This window comes from Arthrobacter sp. TJ-170, assembly GCF_058269305.1.
In genome coordinates this window covers 588239-613032 of the sequence record NZ_JBZCNL010000002.1, presented here as the reverse complement: position 1 = coordinate 613032, position 24794 = coordinate 588239, and the positions used below count along the sequence as shown (strand labels likewise).

Genomic DNA, 24794 nt, shown 5'->3' with positions numbered 1-24794 from the left:
CGTCGGCAAGATGCAACCGCCGAATAAGCGCCCAATCCTCCACTGTGATCACCCACCCAATCGTTTGGAACAGGTGGCTCAGTTTTCAACCGTCACAATGGCTCACTTTTCGACCGTCACCGACAGGGCCGCGGCTATACCTGCTATCGCTCCCAGACCATCGCCGTAATAATCGATCCACTCCAATACATTCATATCTACCCCAGTTGTAGCTGCAAGCGTGATCTTCTGAGCGTACTGCGAGCCGCAACTGACTATGACAGAAGGACGAGCGCCTGCCTCCCGTCTTCCTATGAACGGCACAAGCTCCCTCGCTTCGCTCTTGTACCGTACCCACGCGTACAGCAGGAACCAGCTAACCGCCCGCACACGCCGCGTCGTCGCGAGACCTGGGATTCCACCTTGGGCGAGCGGCAGCCGTGCACAACATAATTCCGGGGCCCTATTGGGCAGAGAAGAGCGATCCGCTCGAATCCGGATCGCCGCCGGCGTTGGCGTTGGCCCGAGCAGTGCCGAAGATCCTTCCCTTGGACGCCTGCCGGGCGGGTGCATGTTAGCCAAGGGGGAGGCCACCGTGTCTCATCGTGCACACCGAGGAACTGACTACCTCGGTCCGGCAGGGCAATGATTCTCACCCCCACACTCGGACCTCGCTTGGATCCGAGAGGTATTCGCCGGCGGATCATTGGCGAGGACGTGCAGAAGTTGCTCGTCGGAGACAATCCTGCAGTCTGAAGCGCACTTGCGATGCCTCAGTCGGACCGGTCAATACGGCGAGCGGACCGATGTGCTCGAAAACTTCTTCCACGACCAATCTCGCATCGCCCGTCCATATAGCTCAGCAATGCAAACCACTTGGGAGCGCTTGATCTGTATGAGTTATCGAAACGTGTCCGGTCATCTAAGTCGGAAATCTATCGTCACAGGCATGCAATCGGCTTCTTGGACTGATCCGCTATGTCGAAGGATTGAAGGCCGACCAGATTGCGGTTCGGAGAGCCGCGACATCCAAGTTTGATGAATCGACGAAGTGCACGTGCCACCCTCGCTCGGCATACTGTTCCCGTTGGACTCTGGGAGGTAGGCGGGTGGTGAGGAGGAGCCCTCCGACCAAATTGGAATCGACGGTCCTTATCCTGTCAACTGCACTCAGGAGTGATGTTGGAAGCTTCGCACCCCCGCGGACCTCCAGGAGAACTAGCTTTCCAGCTTCGTTGCTCAGCACGCCGTCAACCTGAGCGTTACCTCCCAGCTGAACGTATTTCCCAATCTCGTCGGAGGAGAGCAATTGGATCCCATGCGGAAGACTCTGCTCCAACTGCGCCATCACCCGCGTCTCGGCGAGCATTGCTTGCAGAACAGGGCCGGCCGTCGCTGGGGAGATCCGGGAAAGATCATCCAGTAGCTCGTCTCTGTTCGCTGCAGATAGATCCTCGGCGTGATTGGCTAACACCGCGCCAACCTCGGCCGCCGGCCATTCGACTTCCTTGCCCTCCCACTTCAGCCGGGGTGGACGACCGATTAGGGCAAGGAGCAAAAACACAGCACCGACGACCAGGAGCGCGACCAGGGCGCCGTCCGTATCTACCGTGAAAACTCCGATCACACCAGCGCACAGGATCGCTAGTCCGACTGCAGCCGCCGTCGCTCGGGGAAACCAGTGTAGCTTTGACGAATCTTTCACTTCGATTACATTACTCATCCTCGCTCTCAGGTCGAATTGTGCTTTAGGTCCTCTGAGCGGTGATGGGTTGCTGTCCTTGCCCAGCTTGGGAGCATGAGCTTACGAAAGCGTTCGACGGTGACTAGACCTGAATACTGAATGGCGGTGTCCAGATTCGATCGACCGCGGAAGCACGAGCAGTTGAACCAGCAACATTTTGGCAACATTGGTGCCGAAATGAACGCGATTTTGATTGATTTCGATTGATGAGGATCCGCGAGAATACGCGGTTATCGCCTCTCACTAGCGTCGCGAAGAGGTTTCGAATCCCTGATCTGCCATTCGCCACGAAGGCCCGTACTACCCGAGAAACACAGGGGAGTGCGGGCCTTTCGCTTTGCCCAGCTGGACAGCGCCCACTACGGCCGACACTCGCTTTAGTAGAGCGTTGAGGTCAGAACTAGCCCGGGTAGTTCCACTCCCACCCGCTATCGGTCCAATAATCCTCATAGATGAGGATTCCTGAGGGCGTTTCCACGTCGAGCAAGACTATGCCCCTTACATTTTCACCAGGACCGATTGAGCTGGGAAGTAGAACGGAGTCGTCGAGGCAGAACAACGTAGCGCTAGTATCCGCGCTGGCGTTCGAAGATGTGCCATTAGGGGCGATAGTTCGGAACATGGCGGAAGACATGTCGAAGCTCGTCAGTATTGAGTCGGGTTCCGCCATCGCTGGAGAGGTCTGTACTGACACGTCAACGGCCAGGAACACACCGTTCTGCGCCGGCTCGACGTAATCCTCGGTGCAGATGACGTCCGGGGTGATGCTGTTGACGACGAACGTCGCTAATGGCTCGCCGTTCTCACCCAGAATGCCAGCAGCTTCACCAATGTCTTTGACTAGGTTCCCTCGCACTGAGGTTTCAACCTCCGGTGCTTCGGTCGTGGGCTCCTCAGTGGGTTCCCCGGTAATCTCCTCGGTGGGTTCCTCTGTCACCTCCTTCGGCGGTTCTTGGGTAGGTGCAGCTGTCTTTGGCTCGGGTTCCGGGGTGGGTTCGGCTGCGGGAGGGACGCTCGGAGCGGCCACGTCGTCGCCAACATCGGTCCCTCCACAGCCAGTCAGCAGAAGCGTGAGTATCGCAGCGGTGAGAGCGTGCTTATTGTTCATCGTTTCCCCCTCGGAAGATGTCTGTCTTGCAAGTATGGTCTCCGCGGTATAAGCGCGGAAGAGTAGGCGGGGTAGCACCGCCAATCAGGGCAACCGCACCATAATGGCCATATGGCGTACGACATCGAACTTGCCAACCGGATCCGGAAAGTTGTGCAAAACGAACCGGGGCTGAGCGAAAGACGTATGTTCGGCGGGTTGGCTTTTCTGATCAACGGCAACATGGCCGTATGCGCCAGTAGCCAGGGCGGACTGCTCCTGCGCGTGGATTCCACCCAGACGGAGACGATGATTGACCGCGATCACGTGCGCCGTTTCGAAATGCGCGGTCGAGCAGTAACCGGTTGGCTGCACGTGGACGTTGCGGTGCTTGAAACGGATGAGCAACTGCAGAGCTGGGTGGATCACGGCCTCAAGTCCGCTCGACCTCTGGAACCCAAGTAGTGGGTTAACCGAGTCGGACGACGCCGGGGGAACCATATGCCGTTGTACCAAGCGGCCTCGCGCGGAGCGAACAGGACGAGACATCTGCGCCGATTCTCGTTAGCGTGAAGATATGGCAACTATTGACATCACTGAGGCAACCTTCCCCGAGACCATCGAAACGAACGACATTGTGTTCGTGGATTTCTGGGCTGAATGGTGTGGCCCGTGCAAGCAGTTTGCTCCCGTGTACGACGCCGTGTCCCAGCAGCACGACGACGTCACCTTCGCCAAGGTGGACACCGAAGCCGAGCAGTCGCTCGCCGCGGCAGCAGGCATCACCTCGATCCCCACGCTGATGGCGTTCCGCGAGAAGGTTTTGGTCTTCTCGCAGCCGGGCGCGCTGAATAACAACCAGTTCAGCGAGCTGGTCGAAGCCGTCAAGGGGCTGGACATGAAGGAAGTGCACGCGCAGGTCGCGGAGCAGCAGGCGAAGGCCAAGGCCGAGGCTGACGGCGCGCAACCCCAGGCGTAACCAGACTTCACTCCAGAGGCCCGGATCCCCGGTCACGCGTCGGGCTCCGGGCCTCGGTGTGTTCAGACGGTTCTTCGAGGAGCGCGCTGAAGCCACTCGTCGAAGGTTTGCTTGCCGATATCGGAGCCAGGCTGGGCGAGCAGGGTTCCATTCCGCATGGCCCGCCCGAATCCGCCCGGAAGGGGAACTTCGATAACCTTTCCCTTCGCCCCGGTGGCCTCTGCCCACCGCCGGCTGAGGTCGGCCATCCGCTCCATCCGAGGCCCCGCGAGGTCTGAGACTCGCTGCGAGGGGCCAGCCTCTGCAAGTTCCACCAGCCTCACGGCTACCTCATTGGCGGCGACGGGCTGGGACCGCATGGCCGGCACCGCGGACACAGGGCCAGCCTTCATCCTGGTGAAGATCTGGCCGGCGAACTCGTGGAACTGTGTCGCGCGGAGGATTGTCCAGGGCACATCGCCTTCACTGAGCTGCTGTTCCTGCTTGACCTTTCCCGCGTAGTAGCCGTGGGGCGCCCGGTCGATCCCAACGATCGAGAGGAGCAGGTAGTGGCTGACGCCTGCCGCCCGTCCCGCAGTTAGAAGCTTCCCGGTCACCGTTGTGAAGAACTTCGTCGATTTTGCGGCACTGACTGTCTCCTTCGACGTGACGTCAATGACCACGTCGACACCGCTCAGATCGAGCGGCTCAGTGGCTGCGAGGTCCACTCCCTCTGACCTGCTGAGCACATCGACCTGATGCCCGCGCTCACGGGCACGCTCGACGACGTATCGGCCAACCGTTCCTGTACCTCCGGCAACAGCAATCCGCATGGCATGATCCTTCTTCTCTGGGCACGCTGCTAATCAGAACCTACCGCCGCCGGTGGTCCTCCGGTGAAAGCCGCGGCCCGTAGGCCTGCTTCCGGAACCCGCTCGCATAGAGCATCCGCACCACGCGCTGACGCTGCCCGGCCCAGGGCTTGAGCAGTTCGAGCATCCCCGCGTCATCCGTGCGCTCGCCGGTCAGTGCCGCTCCGACGTACGCCGCAAGGTGGAAGTCCCCGACCGAGATGGAGTCCGGACAGCCGTGGGTGCGCTGAAGCACCTCGGCGGTTGTCCATACACCGATTCCGGGGATCGAGCACAGCCCCGCGTGCACACCGGCAGCATCGAGACCGGCTAACCGCTCCAGACCGGAGGCGACGCCTGCCGCCCTCAGCGCGGCCGCAGATCGCTTCGCATCAACTCCGGCCCGATGCCATTCCCATGACGTTACGCGGCGCCACTGTGCGGCCGTAGGAGGTAGCCGCAGCTCCCGCGGCGCGCGCGGAGCGGCAGGAGCGGGATCCCCGAAGCGGCTGACCAGATACCGCCAGGCTCGCTTCGCCTCGAGTCCCGTCACCTTCTGCTCCATAATCACGCGGACGACGGCGTCGAGCATCCTTCCGGTCGCGGGCAACCGCAGACCTGGCTGCAGATAGCGGCCTTTCTTCGCGAGTTCAGGCAAGCCTGCCGCGAAGCCGGGCGCATCAAATTCGCTCCAGTCATCGAGCAGTCCCACCAACCGCGGTACAGAGTCGAGGGCACGTGCGGCGCCTGGACCCCACGCCGTCGCATGCACCACAGACGACCGCAGCCCGCCCCGCTGCGACAGACGCAGGGTCGCCGCGCCGTCGTCGTTCCGGAAGGCCATCCACACCGCGCCGTCACCGAAAATCACTGTCGGATCGTGAGGACCGCACTGCAACGGCCCCACCGAGGCCAGCAGCGCATAGGCTCCCTCCGGCTCGACGACTGCCGACAGGGCGGCTGGAGCGGAGACGGTGAGGGTCATGGAGTTAATGCTCGCACGGGCGGGTGACGGTTCCTTCAGGTCGGGGAGTGTCGGTGCCTCGCGGTAACTTGTTAACCATGAAGTTCGCCAACTCCGTCGTGGATCTGATCGGTAACACCCCACTCATCAAACTCAACAGGGTGACGGAGGGGATCGCCGCAACGGTCCTGGTGAAGGTGGAGTACCTGAATCCGGGCGGGTCCGTGAAGGACCGCATCGCGGTCAAGATCATTGACGCTGCGGAGAAAGAGGGCAGGCTCAAGCCCGGCGGCACAATCATCGAGCCCACGTCGGGGAACACCGGCGTCGGGCTGGCGCTCATTGCACAGCAGCGCGGTTACAAGTGCATCTTCGTGGTCCCGGACAAGGTGGGCGTGGACAAGCGCAACGTCCTGGCTGCTTATGGTGCCGAGGTTGTTGTCACTCCCACAGCGGTCGCGCCGGACAGCCCCCAGTCGTATTACGGCGTCTCCGATCGCCTCACCCGCGAGATCCCGGGTGCGTTCAAGCCCGACCAGTTCTCCAACCCCAACGGCCCACTCAGCCACTACGAGACCACCGGCCCGGAGATTTGGCGTGACACCGAGGGCCGGATCACCCACTTCGTCACCGGCGTCGGGACCGGCGGTACCATCAGCGGCACCGGCCGCTACCTCAAGGACGTCTCGAGGGACCGTGAGTCCGGTCCCGTCCGCGTCATCGGCGCTGATCCGGAAGGTTCTGTCTACTCGGGCGGCTCAGGGCGGCCGTACTTCGTTGAGGGCGTCGGCGAGGACATGTGGCCGGACGCCTATGATCCATCAGTCCCGGACCAGATCATCGCAGTGAACGACGCCGACAGTTTCGCCATGACCCGCAGGCTCGCCCGGGAAGAGGGCCTGCTGGTCGGCGGCTCCTCGGGTATGGCGGTGACGGCTGCGCTTCGGGCGGCGAAGGACCTCACCGAGGACGATGTCGTCGTCGTCCTGCTTCCCGACAGCGGCCGCGGTTACCTTGGCAAAATCTTCAACGACGACTGGATGAAGTCCTATGGCTTCATGGACAGCGGCGACGAGGCAACGGTCGGCGAAGTCCTCCGATCAAAGAACGGGTCCCTCCCGGACCTGGTACACACCCACCCGAACGAGACCGTCCGTGACGTCATCATGATCATGAACGAGTTCGGCGTGTCCAATATCCCGGTCCTGTCCCAGGAGCCCCCGGTGGTCATGGGGGAGGTCCTCGGGTCGGTCGATGAACGGCTGCTCACCGAGAAGATCTTCCACGGCACTGCCAAGCTCACAGACAAGATCTCCCAGCACATGGCCGAGAAGATGCCGATCATCGGTTCGCTCGAGTCGGTGACCACCGCGCGTGAACGCCTGCAGGACAGTGACACACTGATGGTTACGTTCGTCGGGGCTCCCGTGGGAATACTTACGCGCCACGACCTGCTGACGTACCTGAGCAGCTAAATCACTATTGCGATTGGATAGGCGAGCAATGTCTTCAGGAAACGGCTTCAACACCCGTGCGGTCCACGCCGGCCAGACACCGGACCCCACCACCGGCGCGGTCATCCCGCCGCTGTACCAGACCACCACCTTCGCACAGGACGGCATCGGCAAGCTGCGCAACGGGTATGAGTACGGCCGCGGCACCAACCCCACCCGGGACTCGCTGCAGGCGCAGCTCGCGGCGCTTGAGGGTGCAGAGCACGCGTTCAGCTTCTCGTCCGGCCTCGCCGCTGAGGATGCCCTCATCCGCGCAGCGCTGAGGCCCGGCGATCACATCGTGTTGGGTAACGACGCGTATGGCGGAACGTACCGGCTCATCAACCGCGTGCTCGCTGACTGGGGCATCACCAACTCTGCGGTCGACATGTCGGATCTTGACGCGGTGGAGAAGGCGGTTGCTTCGGGGAACACCCGCATGGTGTGGGTCGAGACGCCGTCCAACCCGATGATGAAGGTCACCGACATCGCGGCGCTCGCCGAGGTCGCCGGGAAGGCAGGCGCCCTGCTGGTCGTCGACAATACCTTCGCCACTCCGTATCTACAGCAGCCGCTCTCCTTTGGTGCGGACGTCGTCGTTCATTCGACCACCAAGTACATTGGCGGGCATTCGGATGCCAGCGGTGGCGCCGTCGTGCTCAACGACGCTGACCTCGCCGAGAAGGTGGGTTTCATCCAGTTCGCGGTGGGTGCGGTCTCCGCCCCCATGGAGGCCTGGCTCACCACCCGCGGCCTGAAGACCCTTGGCGTGCGGATGGACCGGCACAGCTCGAATGCGCTCGCGATTGCCCAGTGGCTCTCCGGACGGGACGAAGTTGAGAAGGTCTACTACCCTGGCCTTCCGGAACACCCGGGACATGAGCTCGCGGCCCGCCAGATGCGTGACTTCGGCGGCATGATCTCCGTGTCCTTCAAGGGCGGCGAGCAGGCTGCACGTACCGTCGCAGAATCCACCGAGCTCTTCACGCTCGCCGAATCCCTCGGCGGGATCGAATCCCTGATGAACTACCCGTCGGATATGACGCACGCGTCGGTGAAGGGAACCGAGCTCGCGGTTCCGGACAACCTGGTGCGCCTCTCCGTGGGAATCGAGGACGTCGAGGACCTCATTGCGGATCTCGCAAAGGCATTCGCGAACCTCTAGAACGCAGTCAGCGCTTCCGGAAGGGACTGGCCGTTCGGCTGGCCGGCCGCACCCACTTGTTCTGCGGTTTGGGGCTGATCTGTTGGAACCACGCCGTCGACGTCGGCAGCCACATGAGCACCACGCCGATCAGCATGATCACGCACACCACGGAGAGCCCGGGCGTTCTGCGGACCAGGATCGGGACCCCGACAATGAGCCCGATCGTCGTAAGAAGTTCGCGCGCGCCGCGCTTCCCCCGCTGCAATCCAAGCACCAGCACCAACTGGACGACGGCGAGTGCACCCAGCAGAACGCCGAGGCCTACCAGCCCCGCCCGGTCAATCTCCTGCGCGGCCGCTGAGAGCAGGAAAGATCCCGCGGCAATCAGGAAGAGGACGCTGACCAGCACCTCCACGGCGATGGCTGCCCGGATGGTCAGCGGCCGCGGAGGAAGGCCGGGGCGGGACTGTCGCGCCATGTCAGCCTCGGGGAGCTACGACGCCGGTACGGGAGTCGGTGTCGTAGTGGTAGACCTCTTTGCCGCCGATCCAGACGGTGAGCGCGCGTTGCATGACATCCAGCGGATCACCGCTCCACAGCACGACGTCGGCGTCCTTGCCCGGCTCCAGGGAGCCGATGCGCTCGGCCAGCCCCATTACTTTCGCAGGATTGATCGTGATCGAGCGCAGCGCGGTGACGCTGTCCAGACCCTCCTTCACAGCCAGTGTTGCCTGGTGAACCAGGAAGTTGATCGGGATGACCGGGTGATCCGTGATGATGGAAATTTCGACGCCGGCAGCGGCCAGCTTGCCTGGGTTGGCGATGGAGCGGCCTCGCAGCTCCACCTTCGACTTGGTGGTGAAGAGCGGGCCGATCAGCACCGGAATGCCGCGCTCCGCCAGGACATCGGCGAGCAGATGGGCCTCGGTGCCGTGGTCAAGGACGAGGTCATAACCGAACTCCTCCGCGATGCGCAGGGCAGTGGCGATGTCGTCCGCGCGGTGGGCATGCTGGCGCCAGGGAATCTCGCGGCGCAGCACCATGGCCAATGCCTCGAGCTTCGGGTCCCGGGCGTTCTCCTCAGCCTTGCCCATGTAGTTCTGGGCATCCATGAAGGCTTTCCGGATCACCATGGCAGTGCCCAGCCGCGTAGAGGGAGTCTGCTTCTTTTCGGCGTAGACGCGCTTCGGGTTCTCACCGAGAGCCGACTTCAGGCCGCTGGGGGAGCGAAGCACCATCTCCTCGATGTAACGCCCGTGCGAGTGGATGGCGACGGTCAGCCCGCCGATGGCGTTGCCGGAGCCCGGGTTCACGTTCACTGAGGTAACACCGCCGGCGAGGGCGTCATCGAATCCGGGGTCGAAGGGATTGATGGCGTCCAGTGCACGGACTCCGGCAGTAACAGGGTCAGTCATCTCGTTGGTGTCATCGCCGGCCCAGCCCTCACCCTCTTCATGGGTGCCAAGGTGCACGTGCGCGTCCACGAACCCGGGAAGGAGCCACTTGCCCTCAGCATCGACGACGTCGGCACCCTCGGGCGCTCTGACATCTGCTCCCAGCGCAGAGATTTTCCCATTCTCGATCACGACGGTTCCGTCAAAGGGTTCGCCTTCGATCGGGACGACGTGGGCATTGACGATTGCTGTGGCAGTCATGGGTCTGGACCTTTCGCCGGTGGTGGGGGTCACAGCCAAACTTACCGTCTGACTACACTGATGCGATGACGCGACGATCAGCCCTGATCACCGGTGCCGGGCGCTCCGTGGGCATCGGAGCGGGAATTGCCCGGGCTCTCGCAGCGGACGGATGGGACCTGGTTCTCTCCTACTGGCACCCCTATGACCAGCGCGTCCACCAGATCGAGGAACCCTATGCCGAGCTGCGTGACCTTGCGGCGGAACTGGAAGCGATCGGTTCCCGCGTGACGCTCCTGCCGGCGGACCTGGAACAGCCGGACACCGCCGATGCGCTGATTCGTGATGCCGCGGAACTGGGTCCGCTCACCGGGCTGGTGCTTTCACACGCCGAGAGCGTGAACTCGTCGATCCTCGACACGACGGTCGAAAGCTTCGACCGTCACCTCGCCGTCAATGTCCGGGCGGCCTGGCAACTCATCCGTGCCTTCGCGCAGCAGTGCCCCGACGACGGCGGCGCGATCGTGGCACTCACCAGTGACCACACCGTGCACAACCTGCCGTACGGCGCATCGAAGGGCGCGCTCGACCGGATCGTGATTGCCGCAGCCCGCGAACTGGGCGAGCGGAAAATCAGTTCCAACGTGCTGAATCCCGGACCGGTGGATACCGGCTGGATGACCGACGAAGTGCGTGAGGCACTCACCGCCCGCCAGCCGACCGGCAGGCTGGGCACGCCTGCCGACGTGGCCGACGTCGTCGTCTTTCTTCTGTCCCGGCAGGGGCACTGGATCAACGGGCAGCTCATCAAAGCGGACGGCGGGTTCTCGGCCTCCTGAAGTGAGCCGCTCCCGGCCAGTAGGATCGGTGCATGAGTGCTGGTCTCCTGCTTGCCGTGTGTCGCGTCCATGCCCTGTTGCCCACCAAGGACTCGACCGGCGTCACCGCCATCGACAAGCGGGCGGCGTCCGGGAAGGTGAAGGTGCATCGACTCGGTCTCACCGGCGACATCCAGGCGAGCCGTAAGCATCACGGCGGTCCTTCCAAGGCCCTCTACGCGTATTCGCAGGAAGACGCCGATTTTTGGTCAGCGGAAGTGGGGCGCGATATCGAGCCGGGCAAGTTCGGTGAGAACCTGCGGGTCTCCGGAATCGAGGCCACACACGCGGTCATTGGTGAGCGCTGGCGCATCGGTGAGGTGCTCCTTGAGGTCTCCGAACCCCGGACCCCGTGCATTAACTTTGCCCGGTTCCTGGGGGAGCCCAACTGGGTGAAGCGCTTCTCCCGGGAAGGCAGGACCGGCACATACCTTCGCGTGGTGAAGGGTGGGCACATCGAGGCGGGGGATGCCGTCGTCGTCGAGCACCGGCCGGAGCACGGAGTGACAATCGGCCAGCTTTTTGCTGGCCTGGAGCCTGACCAGGCGGCCAGGCTCCAGGCAGCGTACGACGCCGGCGCGAAGCTCACGCCCGACGTCGCCAAAGCGCTCGCACAGGCGCAGAAGCTTCCCGCGTAATTCCTTTCCCGCGTGATTCCCGGGCAGCCTATCGGCTGCTAGCGGCCCGGTCCCGGCTTTGACCTGCGCCGGGGAAGCCAGGGGCGCGGCCGGCCGTTGAAATCGTTGGGCAGGGCGGTCTCGGTGCGGTCGTTGACGTGGTCACCGAAGTGTTCGTCGAAGTTGTCGGAGAGTTGCACTGTTACTTGCTCGCCGATCTCGCGTTCGAGTTCCATCTTCCGCTGGCGCCGCTCGACCCTAATCAACGCCTGTTGCTCGGCGTTCAGCGCCTTGTAGAGCGAGATGCACATGCCGATGATGACAATGCTGATGGGAAGCGCCGTCAGGATAGCGCCGGTCTGCAATGCCGCCAGGCCGCCGGCCAGCAGCAGTGCAATCGCAATGGCGCCTTCCAGGCAGGCCCACAGTACGCGGCTCCATTTCGGCGGGTCCGTCTCGCCCCCGGAGGCAAGCATGTCCACGACGAGGGAGCCCGAGTCGGAGGAGGTGATGAAGAAGATCGCCACCAGGACAATAGCTATGACCGAGAGGACCCCGGCGAACGGCAGCCCCTCGATCAGGTTGAACAGCACGTTCTCCGACACGATGCCCACGGCCGGATCGAACAGGCCTCCATTGAAGTCGTCGAATGCGCGACCGATCGCGCTGCCGCCCATGACCGCGAACCAGATGAAACTCACCATGGACGGAACCAGCAGCACACCCAGCACGAACTCGCGCACCGTCCGCCCGCGGGAGATCCGGGCGATGAAAAGTCCGACGAAAGGCGCCCAGGACATCCACCATCCCCAGTAGAAGACGGTCCAGGAAGCCTGCCAGTTGCGGCCTTCCTCTCCGGCGAAGGCGCTGGTGTCGAAGGACAGCCCAACGATCGACTGCAGGTAGGCGCCGAGTGACTGGACGAACTCACGGAACAGGAACAGCGTGGGGCCCAGCAGCAGTACGGCCAGGAGGAAGACCCCCGCCATGCCGAGATTGATGTTGGACAGCCATTTGATGCCCTTGTCGACGCCGCTGACCACCGAGAGGACAGCGATGAAGGTGATGACGATGATGAGCCCCACAAGGAGGGTGCTTGTGGATTCGCCGAAGACGCCGAGCTGGACCAGGCCGGCCGCAATCTGCTGCACCCCGAGCCCGAGTGAGGTTGCCACGCCGAAGACGGTGCCGACTATGGCGATGATGTCGATGACGTCACCCATGCGTCCGCGAACACGATCGCCCAGCAGCGGCTCAAGGGCCCACCGGATCGAAACGGGCCGACCTCGGCGGTGGATGGCGTATGCAAGTGAGAGACCGACAACCGCGTAGATCGCCCACGCGTGGAAACCCCAGTGCAGGTAGGTCTGCGTCATGGCTGCGTTGGCCAAGTCCCGGGCGTCACCTTCGACGCCGGGCTTCGGATTCACGAAGAACGTCAACGGCTCCGCGGCACCCCAGAAGACGAGGCCGATTCCCATGCCCGCTGCGAAGAGCATCGCGAACCAGGACAGGAGTTTGAACTCGGGTACACCGTCGTCTTTACCGAGCTTGATGTCACCGAATCGGCTCAGTCCCATCCAGACGGCGAACACAACGAAGCCGGCTACGGCAAGGAGATAGTAGGGGCCGAACACCGCCACGACGCCGCTTTGCGCGGCTGCCAACGCCGTTCCCGTGCCTTCGGGAAACATGATGGCAAGCAGCGCGGCGGCCACGATAATGATCAGGGCGGGCCAGAAGATGTTGGGCGCAAGGATGAAGCCCTTACCTCCATTCTGCTGCCTACCGGAGAGTGAGCTCTCCTGTGCGGTTGGTTCCCGTTCTGATTTCATGTCCATCCTTCGGGCAGCTAATGGGGCGCTACATTTGTTCACCAGCTTTTCATGCTCTAGTTCAGATGCAAATGAACTCCCGAGTAGGAATTCGCCCAGCTGTGGTCAGCCTCACGTAGCAACCAGGGCGCTGCTGGAAAGGCTGCGGGATTACGTGGGGTACACTTGAAACATCCCCCACACCGGTTTTCCCTTTATTCCTGCCCTTGAAGCGGCATGGATTGGTTGTGTTGGGGCCCGCTGCGTCTAGCGAAGCGGGCAGATTCATTCAGGGAGCGCCGGTCAGAGAACATTGCACTTCACCGTTGTGATAGCGGCCGAAGCTGGAATGTATGGTCCTGCCGCGGGATTGAAACAGCGCTGGATTTCCTGTTCATACGGCTCATGCAGCCGCCCGGCTCCTAGTGAAGGTCAACTTCCCCATGCCTGAAAATCTGCCCTCAGAAACCCCTGAAACCGAAACTGCAAACACTGACACCCCGGATGTCACGTTCGCTGACTTCAACCTCGACGGACGCGTGCTGGCCGCGCTGTCCGACGTCGGCTACGAGAAGCCCTCGCCCATCCAGGCTGCAACCATTCCGGCCCTGCTGGAAGGGCGCGACGTCGTCGGCCTCGCCCAGACCGGTACCGGCAAGACCGCAGCGTTCGCTATCCCGGCACTGTCGAAGATGGCCGAGCTGGCTGACCTCAACGGTCCTGCGAAGTTCACCCAGGTCCTGGTCCTTGCTCCGACCCGCGAACTCGCGCTGCAGGTTGCGGAGGCGTTCACCTCCTACGCCAAGCACATCGAGAACTTCAGCGTGCTGCCCGTCTACGGCGGATCCGCCTACGGTCCGCAGCTTGCAGGACTCCGCCGCGGTGCCCAGGTAGTCGTCGGAACGCCCGGCCGTGTCATCGACCATCTGTCCAAGGGATCGCTCGACCTGTCCAACCTGCAGTACCTCGTGCTTGATGAAGCGGACGAGATGCTGCGTATGGGCTTCGCCGACGATGTGGAGCAGATCCTCGCAGGGACCCCGGAGGACAAGCAGGTTGCGCTGTTCTCCGCGACCATGCCGAGCGCAATCCGCCGCATCGCCCAGAAGTACCTGAACAACCCACAGGAAATCACGGTCAAGTCCAAGACCACCACCGGCGCCAACACCCGGCAGCGGTTCCTGCAGGTCATGGGTCCGCACAAGCTCGACGCCATGACCCGCATTCTTGAGGTCGAAGACTTCGACGGAATCATCGCCTTCGTGCGAACCAAAATGGCTACTGAAGACCTGGCGGACAAGTTGCGTTCCCGGGGCTTCCAGGCCGCTGCCATCAACGGTGACATCCCGCAGCAGCAGCGTGAACGCACCATCGAGGCTCTGCGCGACGGCAAGATCGACATCCTGGTGGCGACGGACGTCGCAGCCCGCGGCCTCGATGTTGAGCGCATCTCGCTCGTGGTCAACTACGACATCCCGCACGACACTGAGTCCTACGTGCACCGTATCGGCCGCACCGGCCGTGCGGGCCGTTCGGGTGACGCGATCCTGTTCATCACCCCCCGCGAGAAGTACCTGCTGCGCTCCATCGAGAAGGCAACGCGCCAGCCGGTCGAGCAGATGCACCTGCCCTCCACGGACGCGGTCAACGAACTGCGCCTGAACAAGTTTGCAGAACGCATCACGGAGACCCTGGCCACCGAGGACGTCTCGATCTTCCGCGACCTGATCGCAAACTACGAGAACGAGCACGACGTTCCTGCCGCCGAGATCGCCGCTGCGCTTGCCGTCATGTCACAGGGCGGCAACCCGATCCTGGTCAAGGACATCCCGCAGGCTCCAGCCGGCCAGAAAGAGCGCGCAGGCGGACGCAAGGATGCCTTCGGTTCCCGTGGACCCACTCGCACTCTCACCGAGGGCAACGCGACCTACCGCATCGCTGTCGGTCGTCGCCAGCGGGTTATGCCCGGCTCCATCGTCGGTGCCATCGCCAACGAGGGCGGACTGTCGTCGTCGCAGATCGGCGGGATTGATATCCGCGCAGACCACACCCTGGTGGAGCTCCCGGCTGAGCTCTCCAAGGATCAGTGGCGTGCACTGTCCAAGACCCGCATCGGCGGCGAACTGATTCACCTCGAACTGGACAAGGGCCGGCGTCCCGTCCGCGAGCGTCCCGCCGGCGACTTCAAGAAGCCGCACCGCAAGGGCGGCGAGGGCTTCCGGAGCGATCGTGGGCACGAAGGCGGCTTCCGCCCGGAGCGCGGCCATGAAGGCGACTTCCGCAGCGACCGCGGACACGACTCCGATGACCGCAAGCCTCGCCATAAGAAGGGTGCCGGCGCGGGTACCGCACGCCGCGACAAGTGGTGATTTTGGGCTCTCTTTAGTGCCATGGAACGACGCCGGTCTTCCGCAGTTGCGGGGGTCCGGCGTCGTCGTTCTGAGGGTGCGAAAGTGACGGGCAACGCACCTCGCGGCTCGATTTTTCAGCACGCGAATTAGCTGGTAAAGTTTTCTGCTGTTGCCCCCCTAGCTCAGTGGTAGAGCGCGTTCTTGGTAAGAACGAGGTCACCGGATCGATTCCGGTGGGGGGCTCTCAAATGGGAGGCCCGCCGCAGATCGTAAGATTGAAAGCGGGCAGTCTCATTTACGGCGGTGTAGCTCAGCTGGTTAGAGCGCACGACTCATAATCGTGAGGTCGCGGGATCGAGTCCCGCCACCGCTACAGAGAAAACCCCCGGGTTCCTTCAGATTCCGGGGGTTTTTCGTTGCTCGGGAAAAAGTGCTTGACAAACCAAGGTTCTCCTGCGTTCTTCGAAAAAGCATCCGCTTCTCCGAGAAGTGGCTACTAAATGGCTACTGGAGCCACGGCATGGGACGCCAGACCGGGAGCGAATAGGCGGGCAGGCCGCCAGCGGCGATCTACGCGCCTTATTCACATAGCGCGAGGTTCGGCCCCGGCAGGGCCATTTGATGCGGATAGACTGGCCGTCAGGGCGGCAGGCCGCCAGCCAGGTTCTAGGGGGACCCTTGACAGACGCCACCGATCAGCTGAAGGCGCTCCTCGTAAATTCGAAGACTCTTCCCGTCTTGTTCATCGGATCTGGATTTTCGAGGCGCTACATCGATTCGCCCGATTGGGAGGGGTTGCTCAGAGAGCTGGCCAGTCTCACGGGAAGGCCCCTCAGCTACTATGAGGGAAAGGTTGGTGGCCTCTCCGAAGATATGAAGTTGCCAGCGATAGCCTCACGCATAGCGGCTGACTTCTACGACACTTGGTTCTTTGCAGATGATTACGCGGGCTCACGGCACAAGTATGAAGAGTCCATCACCCTAGAAGGCGACCCTCTCAAAGTAGAGGCGGCGGGATACATCAACTCTCTGAAACTGACGCAGAGGGAGGGGCTGATTCCCGAGCTTGAGAAGTTGGCCAGCGTCAGGGCCCATGCCGTGATAACCACAAATTACGATTCGGTCATCGAAGATGCCCTGCCAGACATGGAGGTCTATGTCGGGCAGCAGACCGTTTTGTTCTCCGCAACGCAGGCAGTGGGGGAAATCTACAAGATCCACGGATCCGTATCCGATCCTGCCTCTCTGGTGTTGACAGCAGAAGACTATGAAGCCTTTTGGGACCGCAATCCGTACCTCATCGCCAAGATGTTGACACTCTTTGTCGAACACCCCGTGATTTTCATCGGTTATAGCCTTCGGGACCCGCATATTCAGCGCCTCTTGGGCAACCTCGTCGATTGCCTGACGGAAGAGCAGTTGCAAACCCTCAATGATCGACTGATCTTCGTGGGCCGGCCGGGGCCGATGCGTGTGGAAGGACTCGCGCGCTCGACTGTCACTGTCGCCGAACACACTTTTGGCGTCCAGGAAATTGGCCTGCACGACTTCGGAGAGCTGTACGACATGCTGTCGTCTCTTCCTCAGCACTTTCCTGTCAAGCTTCTGCGGCAGTTAAGTGAGAGCGTCTACCAGCTCGCCTACTCCAGTGAGCCCACGGGCCGTGTCTATGTCCTGCCCTTCGACGAGGACACTGAAGCGGATTCGGTGGAAGTTGTAGTTGGTGTCGGCACCATGGAACGCCTTGGCATGAAGGGCTACTCAGCATATTCGCGAGCAGACTTCTTCATGGATATGTTGACGGGCGCTCACGATCACAATGTGCCCAACATGTTCGAGCGACTCATTCCGAGCATCTTCCGGGGCGCGAAGTACTCGCCGATCTTGTATCCGCTGCGGCTGGCGGAGAGGGCAAACTACGTTGTGGACAAGGACAAGTTGCCCCTCAGGGCGAGGCAGCTGCTGGACGGGACTACACCGCTGACGCCCTACCCTGGTCGGCGTCCGGCTCAGTGGCAGGACATGTCCTTCCAAAAACTCAGTGAAAACTATCCTGATCTGCGTGTGAACCTAGGGGTGAATTGCGCCTACGACGTATCTGACGTAGTGGCTCTTCGGAGTTTCCTAGTTCAACGCCTGGCTGGTAGGACTACGGTTCCGACAGATGTCGCCAAACTTTGTTCCAAGTTCGATCACCTGGTTTACGGGGGAGGCTTCGAGGGCGACGCTGAGGAGCTCAGGGAAGCACTAGCCCTGCGCCTGTAAGTCTCGTGAACGACAGAAGCCTCCGGGGCTGAACTGATCCGGGGGCTCTTGGAATACGCCCTACTTTGCGAGGTAGCGGTATAGAGTCGCGACGGATACGCCCACCGCGTCTGCGATTTCCTTGGATTGCCGCAGAGCGTGAGCGCGCGGTTCAGAGCCAAGCAATGGCTCTACGGATGCTGGGAGCCGGGGCTCCCAAGCACCGGGAAGATGCAGATGATTCCCGACAGAATGATGTGACTGACACCCAGCCGGCACAGCCACAGCCCCGCCCTACGCTGTGGAGCCGGCTAACTGGCCGCCGTAATTAGTGAGGGAAGCGATGTCTGGCAAAACCCAATCCCGGAAAAAGATCCGGTCCCTGCTTGCCCAGTCCATGATGGATTCCTTACCGATCAGAATTTGGCGCACAGTGGAGCGTCATGAGACTGAGCCCGGCATCGTGCTGGATATGAAGGCTAAGTGGGTGTTGATTGCGTGGATCCGGGACGGCGGATACCTGGATGGGTACAGGGTGTTCAGAGTGGGACAGCTTCGCCGAGTGGAGATGGAACCGACGTTCGAAAAGTTCCTTCACCAGAGTGCGCAGTGGCCGCCGGCGCCCCCTTCGCCTTCCTTCGAGCTTATGAACCCTAAGACCATCGTCGAAGGAGCTGCGAAGGCAGCCACGATTGTCACGCTATTCCAAGAAGTAAAGCGGCCAGGTAGGTGCGTGATCGGGGCTCCAGTGGAATGGGGCAAGAAGTCTCTGTTGCTTCAAACCATCGATCCCGGAGCCAGCTGGGAGGACTACGTCGTCAAGATCTCGTTCAAGAATCTGACGCAGGTTTCCTTCGGCGGGGACTACGAGAAAGCCCTGCTTTACGTGGCCGGAGATGTTCCATCTTCTACATAGGGCTCCTTGCCAGCGGTCAGCATAGAAGCCCCCGCAGGGGCGGCTCCCGGCACGTTTGGAGCTGTAAGCCCCTGATGGCCCCTGACGGCCCCTGATAGGGGCTCCTAGGGCCCCTGCTATCCGCTACTGCGCCGGGGTCTCAAGCTTGACGTACCGATACACCGTGGCCCTGCTGAGACCCAGTACCTCGGCGATCTCCTTGGCGCTGTGACCCTCGCTGAACATACGACGACACTGAACCATCTTCGGGTCGGTTACCTTGCGTGGGCGGCCCCCAAGCCGTCCGCGCTCACGGGCTGATGCCAGCCCCGCTTGGGTACGCTCCTGGTTACATCCCGAGCGCGCTGCCGTTGAAGAAGCATATGTACCTGACAATGCAACTACTCGTGATCTTTCGAGGTCCAGCTCAAAAGTGTGACTTGATCTGTCTTCTATCTCCGGAGCAGAAGGTCGTAGGTTCGAATCCTATGGAGGGCACCGAGCAAAAAGCTCCTATTCCGCGCGAAATGGCGGAAGCGCCGCCGCACTTACCTAGATGGGCAACACTCGTCTGCGCCCGGCATACCCTCAGAAATCCCCCAGGGTCCGCGACGCTATGTAAGTTGCATGTGAGTCGGCTGATTGTTCTGCCGCTCACCATCAGGCCCCCCATCGCTGCAGTTCAGTGCCCTGGCAGTAGGTATTGCCATGGGATACCTGCGCAGATGATGCGACGGTAACCTCCACCAGTGACGGAGACGCACTTGTGACAAGTTCTAATTGTCCACTCCGGCATTTTCAACTAGTTTTCAACCTCTTCGCCATTCCTTCCCACCTTGGAATTGCCGTCCGCCTTACCAGCCGCACGTCGTCGACACGCGCTGTCCAGGTTGGTCATTGAGACGTCCCCCAGCCCTATATTCTGTTGAACAAGAACAGCTGGTCTTAGACCTCAAAGCATTGCGCTTCGCGAATCTTCAGTCGGTGAACACCGGGCGGTGGCCCCCCTCGCGCAAGTGATCGCGAGTGCGCGTTTCGGCTGCCCGTTGGAACATCAGATTAACCTATTACTGGAGGCGTCTTCGCGTGTCTTACCTGACCACTCTCTTGGCTCGCGTCGAAAAATCGGATCCAGCTTTAGCCCTGGACCTGACGAGAGAGTTTGAGAAACTTAATCGTCGTCGCGCCTTCGGCTTGAACTTTGAACGCCATGTTCCGGAGTCGGTCGAGCTTCCGGGCCGACCTATCAGGATGTACGACAAGGTACGTTTCAGTCCAGTGCGGGGCGAAGAAGTCGTGGAGGATGACCGGCTCTGGGTGGTGACTGGAATTGGCCAAGGCGCTGCGAATCTCCTCGACGTGAGAACGGGCGATACTGCAGAGCGCGCCCTTGATGACTTGGTTGCCGTTGCAGAGTTCAACGACACTATCTATCCAGGCTTGCGATCAACAGGGTCGGTTGTATGTGACGAGACCAAGCCGTTCCATACGGTGATCAACGCTGAGAACTATCATGCGCTCGAAGCGCTCGTCTACACGCACCGCGGGCAGGTAGATGTTATCTACATTGATCCTCCGTATAACACCGGCGCCAAAGATTGGAAGTACAACAATGACTACGTCGACGGCGAGGATGAATACCGCCACTCAAAGTGGCTTGCATTTATGGAGCGCAGGCTAAAGCTCGCTAAGAAGTTGCTCAACCCAGCTGGCGCAGCTCTCATCGTTACGATCGACGAGAAGGAATACCTGCGACTCGGCTTACTCCTAGAGCAAATTTTCACGGGCCACAAGATACAGATGGCCTCAATCGTGATTAACGGGCAGGGGTCATCGCGCAAGGGACAATTGTCCCGCGTAGATGAGTATGCGTTCTTTGTCTATATCGGTGCTGCTGCGGCGAGCGCAACCGAAGTGGAGACACTGCAATCCGACGACGCGCAGTCGCAAGCGGGATCTGAACGAATATGGTTCCCCCTGATTCGCGGTGGTAAGGACGGCATCCGCAGTAAATCGTGGGACAGTTTCTACCCCATCTTCATCGAGGATGCCACGGGCAAGATCGTTGCAGCAGGTGAGCCACTGGCTAAAACCGCAAATCCAGAGAGCGTCACAGCTCCAGCCGGGCAATCTGTCGCTTGGCCCATTAGCAAGAAAGGGATTGAGGGCCGTTGGCAGATGGGACGCCAAGAGTTCCTCTCCCGGCTCGCTGAGGGTTACATCCGAGTAGGAACGAGAGAGAAAAGCGGGCGCTGGCCGATCACGTATCTGCGCGAAGGGGCGATTGCCATGATCGACAGAGGAGAAATCGAAGTGGTGGGCCGCGATCCGAGGGGCGCACTGATACTTCAGAACTCTGGCGAGAAGGTTCGGCGAAGGGTTCCGAAAACTGTTTGGTATCGAAAGGCTCACAATGCTGGCACATACGGAAGCGCTCTACTTGACGCCTTAATTCCAGGTCGACCCTTCCCCTATCCAAAATCGTTGTATTCGGTAGAAGACTGCCTTCGGTTATTTGTGAGAGAGAAGCCTAACGCTCTGATCGTCGACTTTTTTGGTGGATCTGGCACAACAACTCATGCCGTCATGCGCCTCAACCGCCAGGATGGTGGTAATAGACGGTCCATCGTAATCACCAATAACGAGGTTTCTCCTGCAGAGCACCAGGATCTGCGCGAGAAGGGCCATCGCCCTGGGGACCGGGAGTGGGAGCGCCGAGGCATCTGTGAGTACATCACCAAACCGCGTGTCACCGCTGCTATCACAGGCAAGACGCCTGAAGGGCAGCCTATTGTGGGCGACTACAAATTCATTGATGAATTCCCCATGTCCCAAGGTTTTGAGGAGAACGTCGAGTTCTTCGAGCTCACTTACGAGAACGACATGGAAGTCGACCACAACACCGCCTTCACAGCTGTGGCTCCTTTGCTGTGGATGATGGCGGGAAGCCGTGGCCCAAGAGTCACCCAAAAGAGCGACACTTTTGAGCTCGCGGATACCTATGGCGTTCTATTTAGCGTGGACGCCGCTCGTGAATTTGCTTCGAAGGCAGCCCATGTCTCGTCCTTGGTTATGGCCTTCATCGTCTGCGACGACGATGGGCAATTTCATACGGTTAGTCGGATGCTTCCCACTCATGTAAAGCCGGTACGGCTCTACAAGTCGTATCTGTCTACATTCCCCATCAACGTTGAGGACTAATCCATGAATTACGAACTTAGGGACTACCAAGAAGACGCGGTTCGGGACACCCTTGCAGCATTCCGGAAAGCCCGTGGAGCCTACCACACGCTGGACCTTGAAACGTCGTTTGCCCTGTCAGCGGTAACTGGGGCGGGCAAGACGGTTATAGCGTCTGCAGTCATCGAAGCCCTCTTCTCCGGGTCGGAAGACTTGGACTTGGTCTCTGACCCATCAGCCGTCATTCTCTGGGTCACGGATGATCCCAGCCTCAACAAACAGACGATCATCCGGATGTCAGCTGCTTCCGATGGGTTGCAGGGAAAGCTCATTGAAATCAACGATGCTTTCGACGCGGAGAAGCTGGAGACCCAATCCGTCTATTTTTTGAACATACAGAAAGTTTATGACTCGTCCACCAACTTCGTGACCCGGAAGGATGGAAAGAGAACTTTCACCATATGGGAGACGATCAAGAACACGATTGAGGACAAAGATCGTACTCTGTACCTCGTCCTGGATGAAGCACACAGGGGAATGAAGACCGCTCCGGATGACTCGGAGAAGTACTCCTATGTTCAGAGGCTGATCAATGGCCACGGAGAGGTACCCCCAGTTCCGGTTGTATGGGGTATTTCGGCAACGCCCGAACGATTCCAAGAGGCGATGAAGGGGATTGCGGACCGTCGCAGCCAGCTTCCCTCCATCGCGATCGATCCGATCAGGGTTCAGAATTCCGGACTACTCAAAGACATAATTCACTTGTCCGTCCCGGACGAGAAGGGGCAATTCGATACTTCCTTGCTGCGTGATGCAGTCAAGGCAACAGTCGAGTCGGATCGTCTGTGGGCTGACTACGACTCAGCGGATGACGAGGATAACCGAGTTGTCCCACTCCTTGTGCTTCAGGTTCCTAACTCGCCGAGTGACGCAGACCTGAGCCGACTGATTACGACGGTCTACGAGGAGTGGGCGGGACTCTCGCCGCACGCAATTGCTCATGTGATGAGTGGGTACGACGACAAAACGGTCGGTAAGTACACTATGCGTAAGGTCGTGCCGGAGGATGTTAGCGCCGACACGAGCATTCGAGTATTGGTAGCTAAGGACGCGATCACGACTGGGTGGGACTGCCCGCGAGCGGAAGTGATGTTCAGTCTTCGGCCGGCTAAAGACAGAACCCACATTGCGCAATTGCTCGGACGCATGGTTCGCACGCCGCTCGCCCGTCGCGTTGAATCCGACGAACGCCTGAATGCCGTTTCGTGTTTTCTCCCGAACTTCAATAAGAAGACGGTCCAAGACGTTGCCGATCACATCACCGGCAAGAAGGCGTTGGATCCGTCAAAGGACGACGGCACTGGTCAAACAGGACGCCAGCGGATCATCGTGAAGCCACTAGCGGTTACGAAAAACTCGTCAATCCCGGAAGAAGTCTTCAGTACCTTCTCTGGGCTACCCAGCGTCCAGAAGCCTAATCCGGCTGCGAGGCCTATCCCGAGGCTTCTGTCATTCGCCGCTTCCCTCACCGCTATGGTCTCGGAGCCAGACAAGAAAGCGTTGGATACCCTTTACTCCGCTCTCGACGGCCAGGCTGTCCAACACAGCCAACTCGTTGAAGCTCACCTCAAGGAGGTGTTGAAGACCGATATCGCTGTCATCACGGCGAGCATGAAAGATGCCTCCACCGCATTAACCAAGGCTGAAGGTGTTGCCGACGCCCGGACTGTGGAGGACGCCTTCAGAGCAGCCACCAGGTTGCTCGGTGGGAAAGTCGCGAAGGGCTACGCGAGTGTTTTGGCCGAACGCGCACGCGAGGGGGATGCCAAACTCGACCTTCGGATGGCGCGGGCACAAGTGGCGGCGCTATCGATGATTCCAGACGCGGTGGAGGCGGTTGAGCAGGCCGCAGATAACCTAACGCAACAGTGGAAATCCCAGTTCCGAGTAGCTATTAGCGAATTGTCTGAGGACGATCAGGCGAACTTTGAGAAGATTTACAACGCGAACCGAAGCCCTGAAATTCGTCCCATGGTCCTGCCCGTAGCCCGAGTGGAGGAAACCATCACTGCGAGCGGACAAGCCATAACGTTGAAGGACAAGCATCTTTTGTCGGACGAGCACGGCAATTACCCTATTGGTACTCCCAACGAGTGGGAAAGCGCCGTTATCGAAGCTGAGCTGGGGCGGAAGAACACGGTGGCTTGGTATCGCAATCCATCACATGCCACCAAACATGCATTGAAGGTCCCGTATCAATTTGAAGGAACGTGGCGGAGCCTGCAGCCTGACTTCATCTTCTTCAGTCAAGTAGAAGACAGTCCAGTCAAAACCTCGATTGTGGACCCCCATAATCCGGGGTTACCAGATGCCTTGACGAAACTTAGAGGTCTGGCCGACTTCGCCGATACCTATGGTTCCTCTTTTCACCGTATTGACTCGGTCGCTGCCAACAGTGACAAAGTACTTGTGGTGTTGAACCTCAGAGATGCCCATACCCGCGAAAAGGTGCGAAGAGCAGACGCAGCACAGCATCTGTATGACGATGGGGAGATCGCTATCAAGTACTCGTGAGACACTCCACGGGCTGATAAATGCCGTCCCGGGGGCCAACACTCCGGCCAATTAGGGAAGGAACGCCCGCAACTGAGCGTAACGGATCGATGATTCGATAACACTCTGTCGACTCCAGATAATCGAAGCTACGCCCACCATCTAACTTCTCATGGCACGATCAGCCCTAGACGTCTAGCGGTGCGTTTCATCGGGTCGTTCGATCAATTCGCAAGGCATCGGTAAGGATCCGCCATAATGTATCTGCCGGAGCTGTGCTTCTTCGAGCAACTCTTCGTCTTCGGGCAACTCTTCGGTTGGGTGTGCGGCTGGCGTTACCTGTAGTGCAATTGTCGCCCTTGAAACAGAAGCGAATAGTCGGGCTGAAACAAGGGTGTAGTAGTG

20 protein-coding genes and 2 tRNA genes are annotated in these 24794 nt (G+C 60.4%); 13 read left to right on the top strand and 9 right to left on the bottom strand.

Annotation, left to right across the window (positions count from 1 at the left end; translation table 11 throughout):
• Positions 1-955: 955 nt before the first annotated feature.
• Together AC4D1W_RS06855 and AC4D1W_RS06850 are read right to left on the bottom strand one after the other, a co-directional pair.
• Positions 956-1702, bottom strand: a complete 747-nt coding sequence (locus tag AC4D1W_RS06855) for a hypothetical protein (protein WP_490898216.1) — start codon at positions 1700-1702, stop codon at positions 956-958.
• Between the two features lie 421 nt (positions 1703-2123).
• Positions 2124-2831 carry a hypothetical protein gene (locus AC4D1W_RS06850; protein ID WP_490898215.1) on the bottom strand — a complete coding sequence of 236 codons (708 nt, stop codon included), beginning with the start codon at positions 2829-2831 and terminating at the stop codon, positions 2124-2126.
• 111 nt (positions 2832-2942) lie between these two features.
• Here AC4D1W_RS06850 and AC4D1W_RS06845 point away from each other — a divergent pair, with 111 nt between their 5' ends.
• Both AC4D1W_RS06845 and trxA read left to right on the top strand, forming a co-directional pair.
• Positions 2943-3275: a TfoX/Sxy family protein gene (locus AC4D1W_RS06845; RefSeq protein WP_490889789.1), complete on the top strand. Its 333-nt coding sequence runs from the start codon at positions 2943-2945 to the stop codon at positions 3273-3275.
• Between the two features lie 112 nt (positions 3276-3387).
• On the top strand, positions 3388-3789 hold the full coding sequence (gene trxA / locus AC4D1W_RS06840) for a thioredoxin (protein WP_490889788.1): 402 nt from the start codon (positions 3388-3390) through the stop codon (positions 3787-3789).
• A gap of 62 nt (positions 3790-3851) precedes the next feature.
• Here trxA and AC4D1W_RS06835 read toward each other — a convergent pair whose 3' ends face one another.
• Both AC4D1W_RS06835 and AC4D1W_RS06830 read right to left on the bottom strand, forming a co-directional pair.
• A complete protein-coding gene (locus AC4D1W_RS06835) occupies positions 3852-4601 on the bottom strand; it encodes an SDR family oxidoreductase (protein ID WP_490898214.1) in 750 nt (249 codons plus the stop codon).
• 40 nt (positions 4602-4641) lie between these two features.
• Positions 4642-5604: a DNA-3-methyladenine glycosylase family protein gene (locus tag AC4D1W_RS06830; protein WP_490898213.1), complete on the bottom strand. Its 963-nt coding sequence runs from the start codon at positions 5602-5604 to the stop codon at positions 4642-4644.
• A 77-nt stretch (positions 5605-5681) separates the two neighbouring features.
• On the opposite strand from AC4D1W_RS06830, the gene AC4D1W_RS06825 reads away from it, so the two are divergent.
• The gene (locus tag AC4D1W_RS06825; RefSeq protein WP_490898212.1) at positions 5682-7058 is read left to right on the top strand and encodes a cystathionine beta-synthase; all 1377 of its coding nucleotides are present in this window, start codon (positions 5682-5684) and stop codon (positions 7056-7058) included.
• 28 nt (positions 7059-7086) lie between these two features.
• Positions 7087-8241 carry a cystathionine gamma-synthase gene (locus AC4D1W_RS06820; protein WP_490889781.1) on the top strand — a complete coding sequence of 385 codons (1155 nt, stop codon included), beginning with the start codon at positions 7087-7089 and terminating at the stop codon, positions 8239-8241.
• A gap of 7 nt (positions 8242-8248) precedes the next feature.
• Here AC4D1W_RS06820 and AC4D1W_RS06815 read toward each other — a convergent pair whose 3' ends face one another.
• Entirely contained in the window at positions 8249-8701 is a 453-nt protein-coding gene (locus AC4D1W_RS06815) for a hypothetical protein (protein ID WP_490898211.1), read from the bottom strand.
• Position 8702: 1 nt separating this feature from the next.
• A complete protein-coding gene (locus tag AC4D1W_RS06810; protein WP_490898210.1) occupies positions 8703-9878 on the bottom strand; it encodes an amidohydrolase in 1176 nt (391 codons plus the stop codon).
• A 65-nt stretch (positions 9879-9943) separates the two neighbouring features.
• Between AC4D1W_RS06810 and AC4D1W_RS06805 the strand changes: the two genes are divergently transcribed.
• Positions 9944-10696: an SDR family NAD(P)-dependent oxidoreductase gene (locus AC4D1W_RS06805; protein ID WP_490889776.1), complete on the top strand. Its 753-nt coding sequence runs from the start codon at positions 9944-9946 to the stop codon at positions 10694-10696.
• Positions 10697-10728: 32 nt separating this feature from the next.
• Positions 10729-11373, top strand: coding sequence for an MOSC domain-containing protein (locus AC4D1W_RS06800; protein WP_490889774.1), 645 nt, complete (start codon positions 10729-10731; stop codon positions 11371-11373).
• A 38-nt stretch (positions 11374-11411) separates the two neighbouring features.
• Here AC4D1W_RS06800 and AC4D1W_RS06795 read toward each other — a convergent pair whose 3' ends face one another.
• On the bottom strand, positions 11412-13187 hold the full coding sequence (locus tag AC4D1W_RS06795) for a BCCT family transporter (RefSeq protein WP_490889772.1): 1776 nt from the start codon (positions 13185-13187) through the stop codon (positions 11412-11414).
• A 422-nt stretch (positions 13188-13609) separates the two neighbouring features.
• Between AC4D1W_RS06795 and AC4D1W_RS06790 the strand changes: the two genes are divergently transcribed.
• From AC4D1W_RS06790 to AC4D1W_RS06775, 4 genes are all read left to right on the top strand, one after another.
• Entirely contained in the window at positions 13610-15535 is a 1926-nt protein-coding gene (locus AC4D1W_RS06790; protein WP_490898208.1) for a DEAD/DEAH box helicase, read from the top strand.
• 153 nt (positions 15536-15688) lie between these two features.
• A tRNA-Thr gene (locus tag AC4D1W_RS06785) sits at positions 15689-15760 on the top strand.
• Positions 15761-15816: 56 nt separating this feature from the next.
• A tRNA-Met gene (locus AC4D1W_RS06780) sits at positions 15817-15890 on the top strand.
• Between the two features lie 305 nt (positions 15891-16195).
• Positions 16196-17782 carry an SIR2 family protein gene (locus tag AC4D1W_RS06775; protein WP_490898207.1) on the top strand — a complete coding sequence of 529 codons (1587 nt, stop codon included), beginning with the start codon at positions 16196-16198 and terminating at the stop codon, positions 17780-17782.
• Positions 17783-17842: 60 nt separating this feature from the next.
• On the opposite strand, the gene AC4D1W_RS06770 is transcribed toward AC4D1W_RS06775, so the two are convergent.
• Entirely contained in the window at positions 17843-18040 is a 198-nt protein-coding gene (locus AC4D1W_RS06770) for a helix-turn-helix domain-containing protein (RefSeq protein ID WP_490898228.1), read from the bottom strand.
• Positions 18041-18224: 184 nt separating this feature from the next.
• On the opposite strand from AC4D1W_RS06770, the gene AC4D1W_RS06765 reads away from it, so the two are divergent.
• Entirely contained in the window at positions 18225-18677 is a 453-nt protein-coding gene (locus tag AC4D1W_RS06765; RefSeq protein ID WP_490898206.1) for a hypothetical protein, read from the top strand.
• 123 nt (positions 18678-18800) lie between these two features.
• On the opposite strand, the gene AC4D1W_RS06760 is transcribed toward AC4D1W_RS06765, so the two are convergent.
• Positions 18801-19052, bottom strand: coding sequence for a helix-turn-helix domain-containing protein (locus AC4D1W_RS06760; RefSeq protein ID WP_490898205.1), 252 nt, complete (start codon positions 19050-19052; stop codon positions 18801-18803).
• A 690-nt stretch (positions 19053-19742) separates the two neighbouring features.
• Here AC4D1W_RS06760 and AC4D1W_RS06755 point away from each other — a divergent pair.
• Both AC4D1W_RS06755 and AC4D1W_RS06750 read left to right on the top strand, forming a co-directional pair.
• Positions 19743-21857 (top strand): site-specific DNA-methyltransferase, encoded by a 2115-nt coding sequence (locus tag AC4D1W_RS06755; protein WP_490898204.1) that lies wholly within the window; start codon positions 19743-19745, stop codon positions 21855-21857.
• Between the two features lie 3 nt (positions 21858-21860).
• Complete coding sequence (locus AC4D1W_RS06750) at positions 21861-24410, top strand: DEAD/DEAH box helicase (protein WP_490898203.1); 2550 nt, start codon at positions 21861-21863, stop codon at positions 24408-24410.
• Positions 24411-24794: the final 384 nt, after the last annotated feature.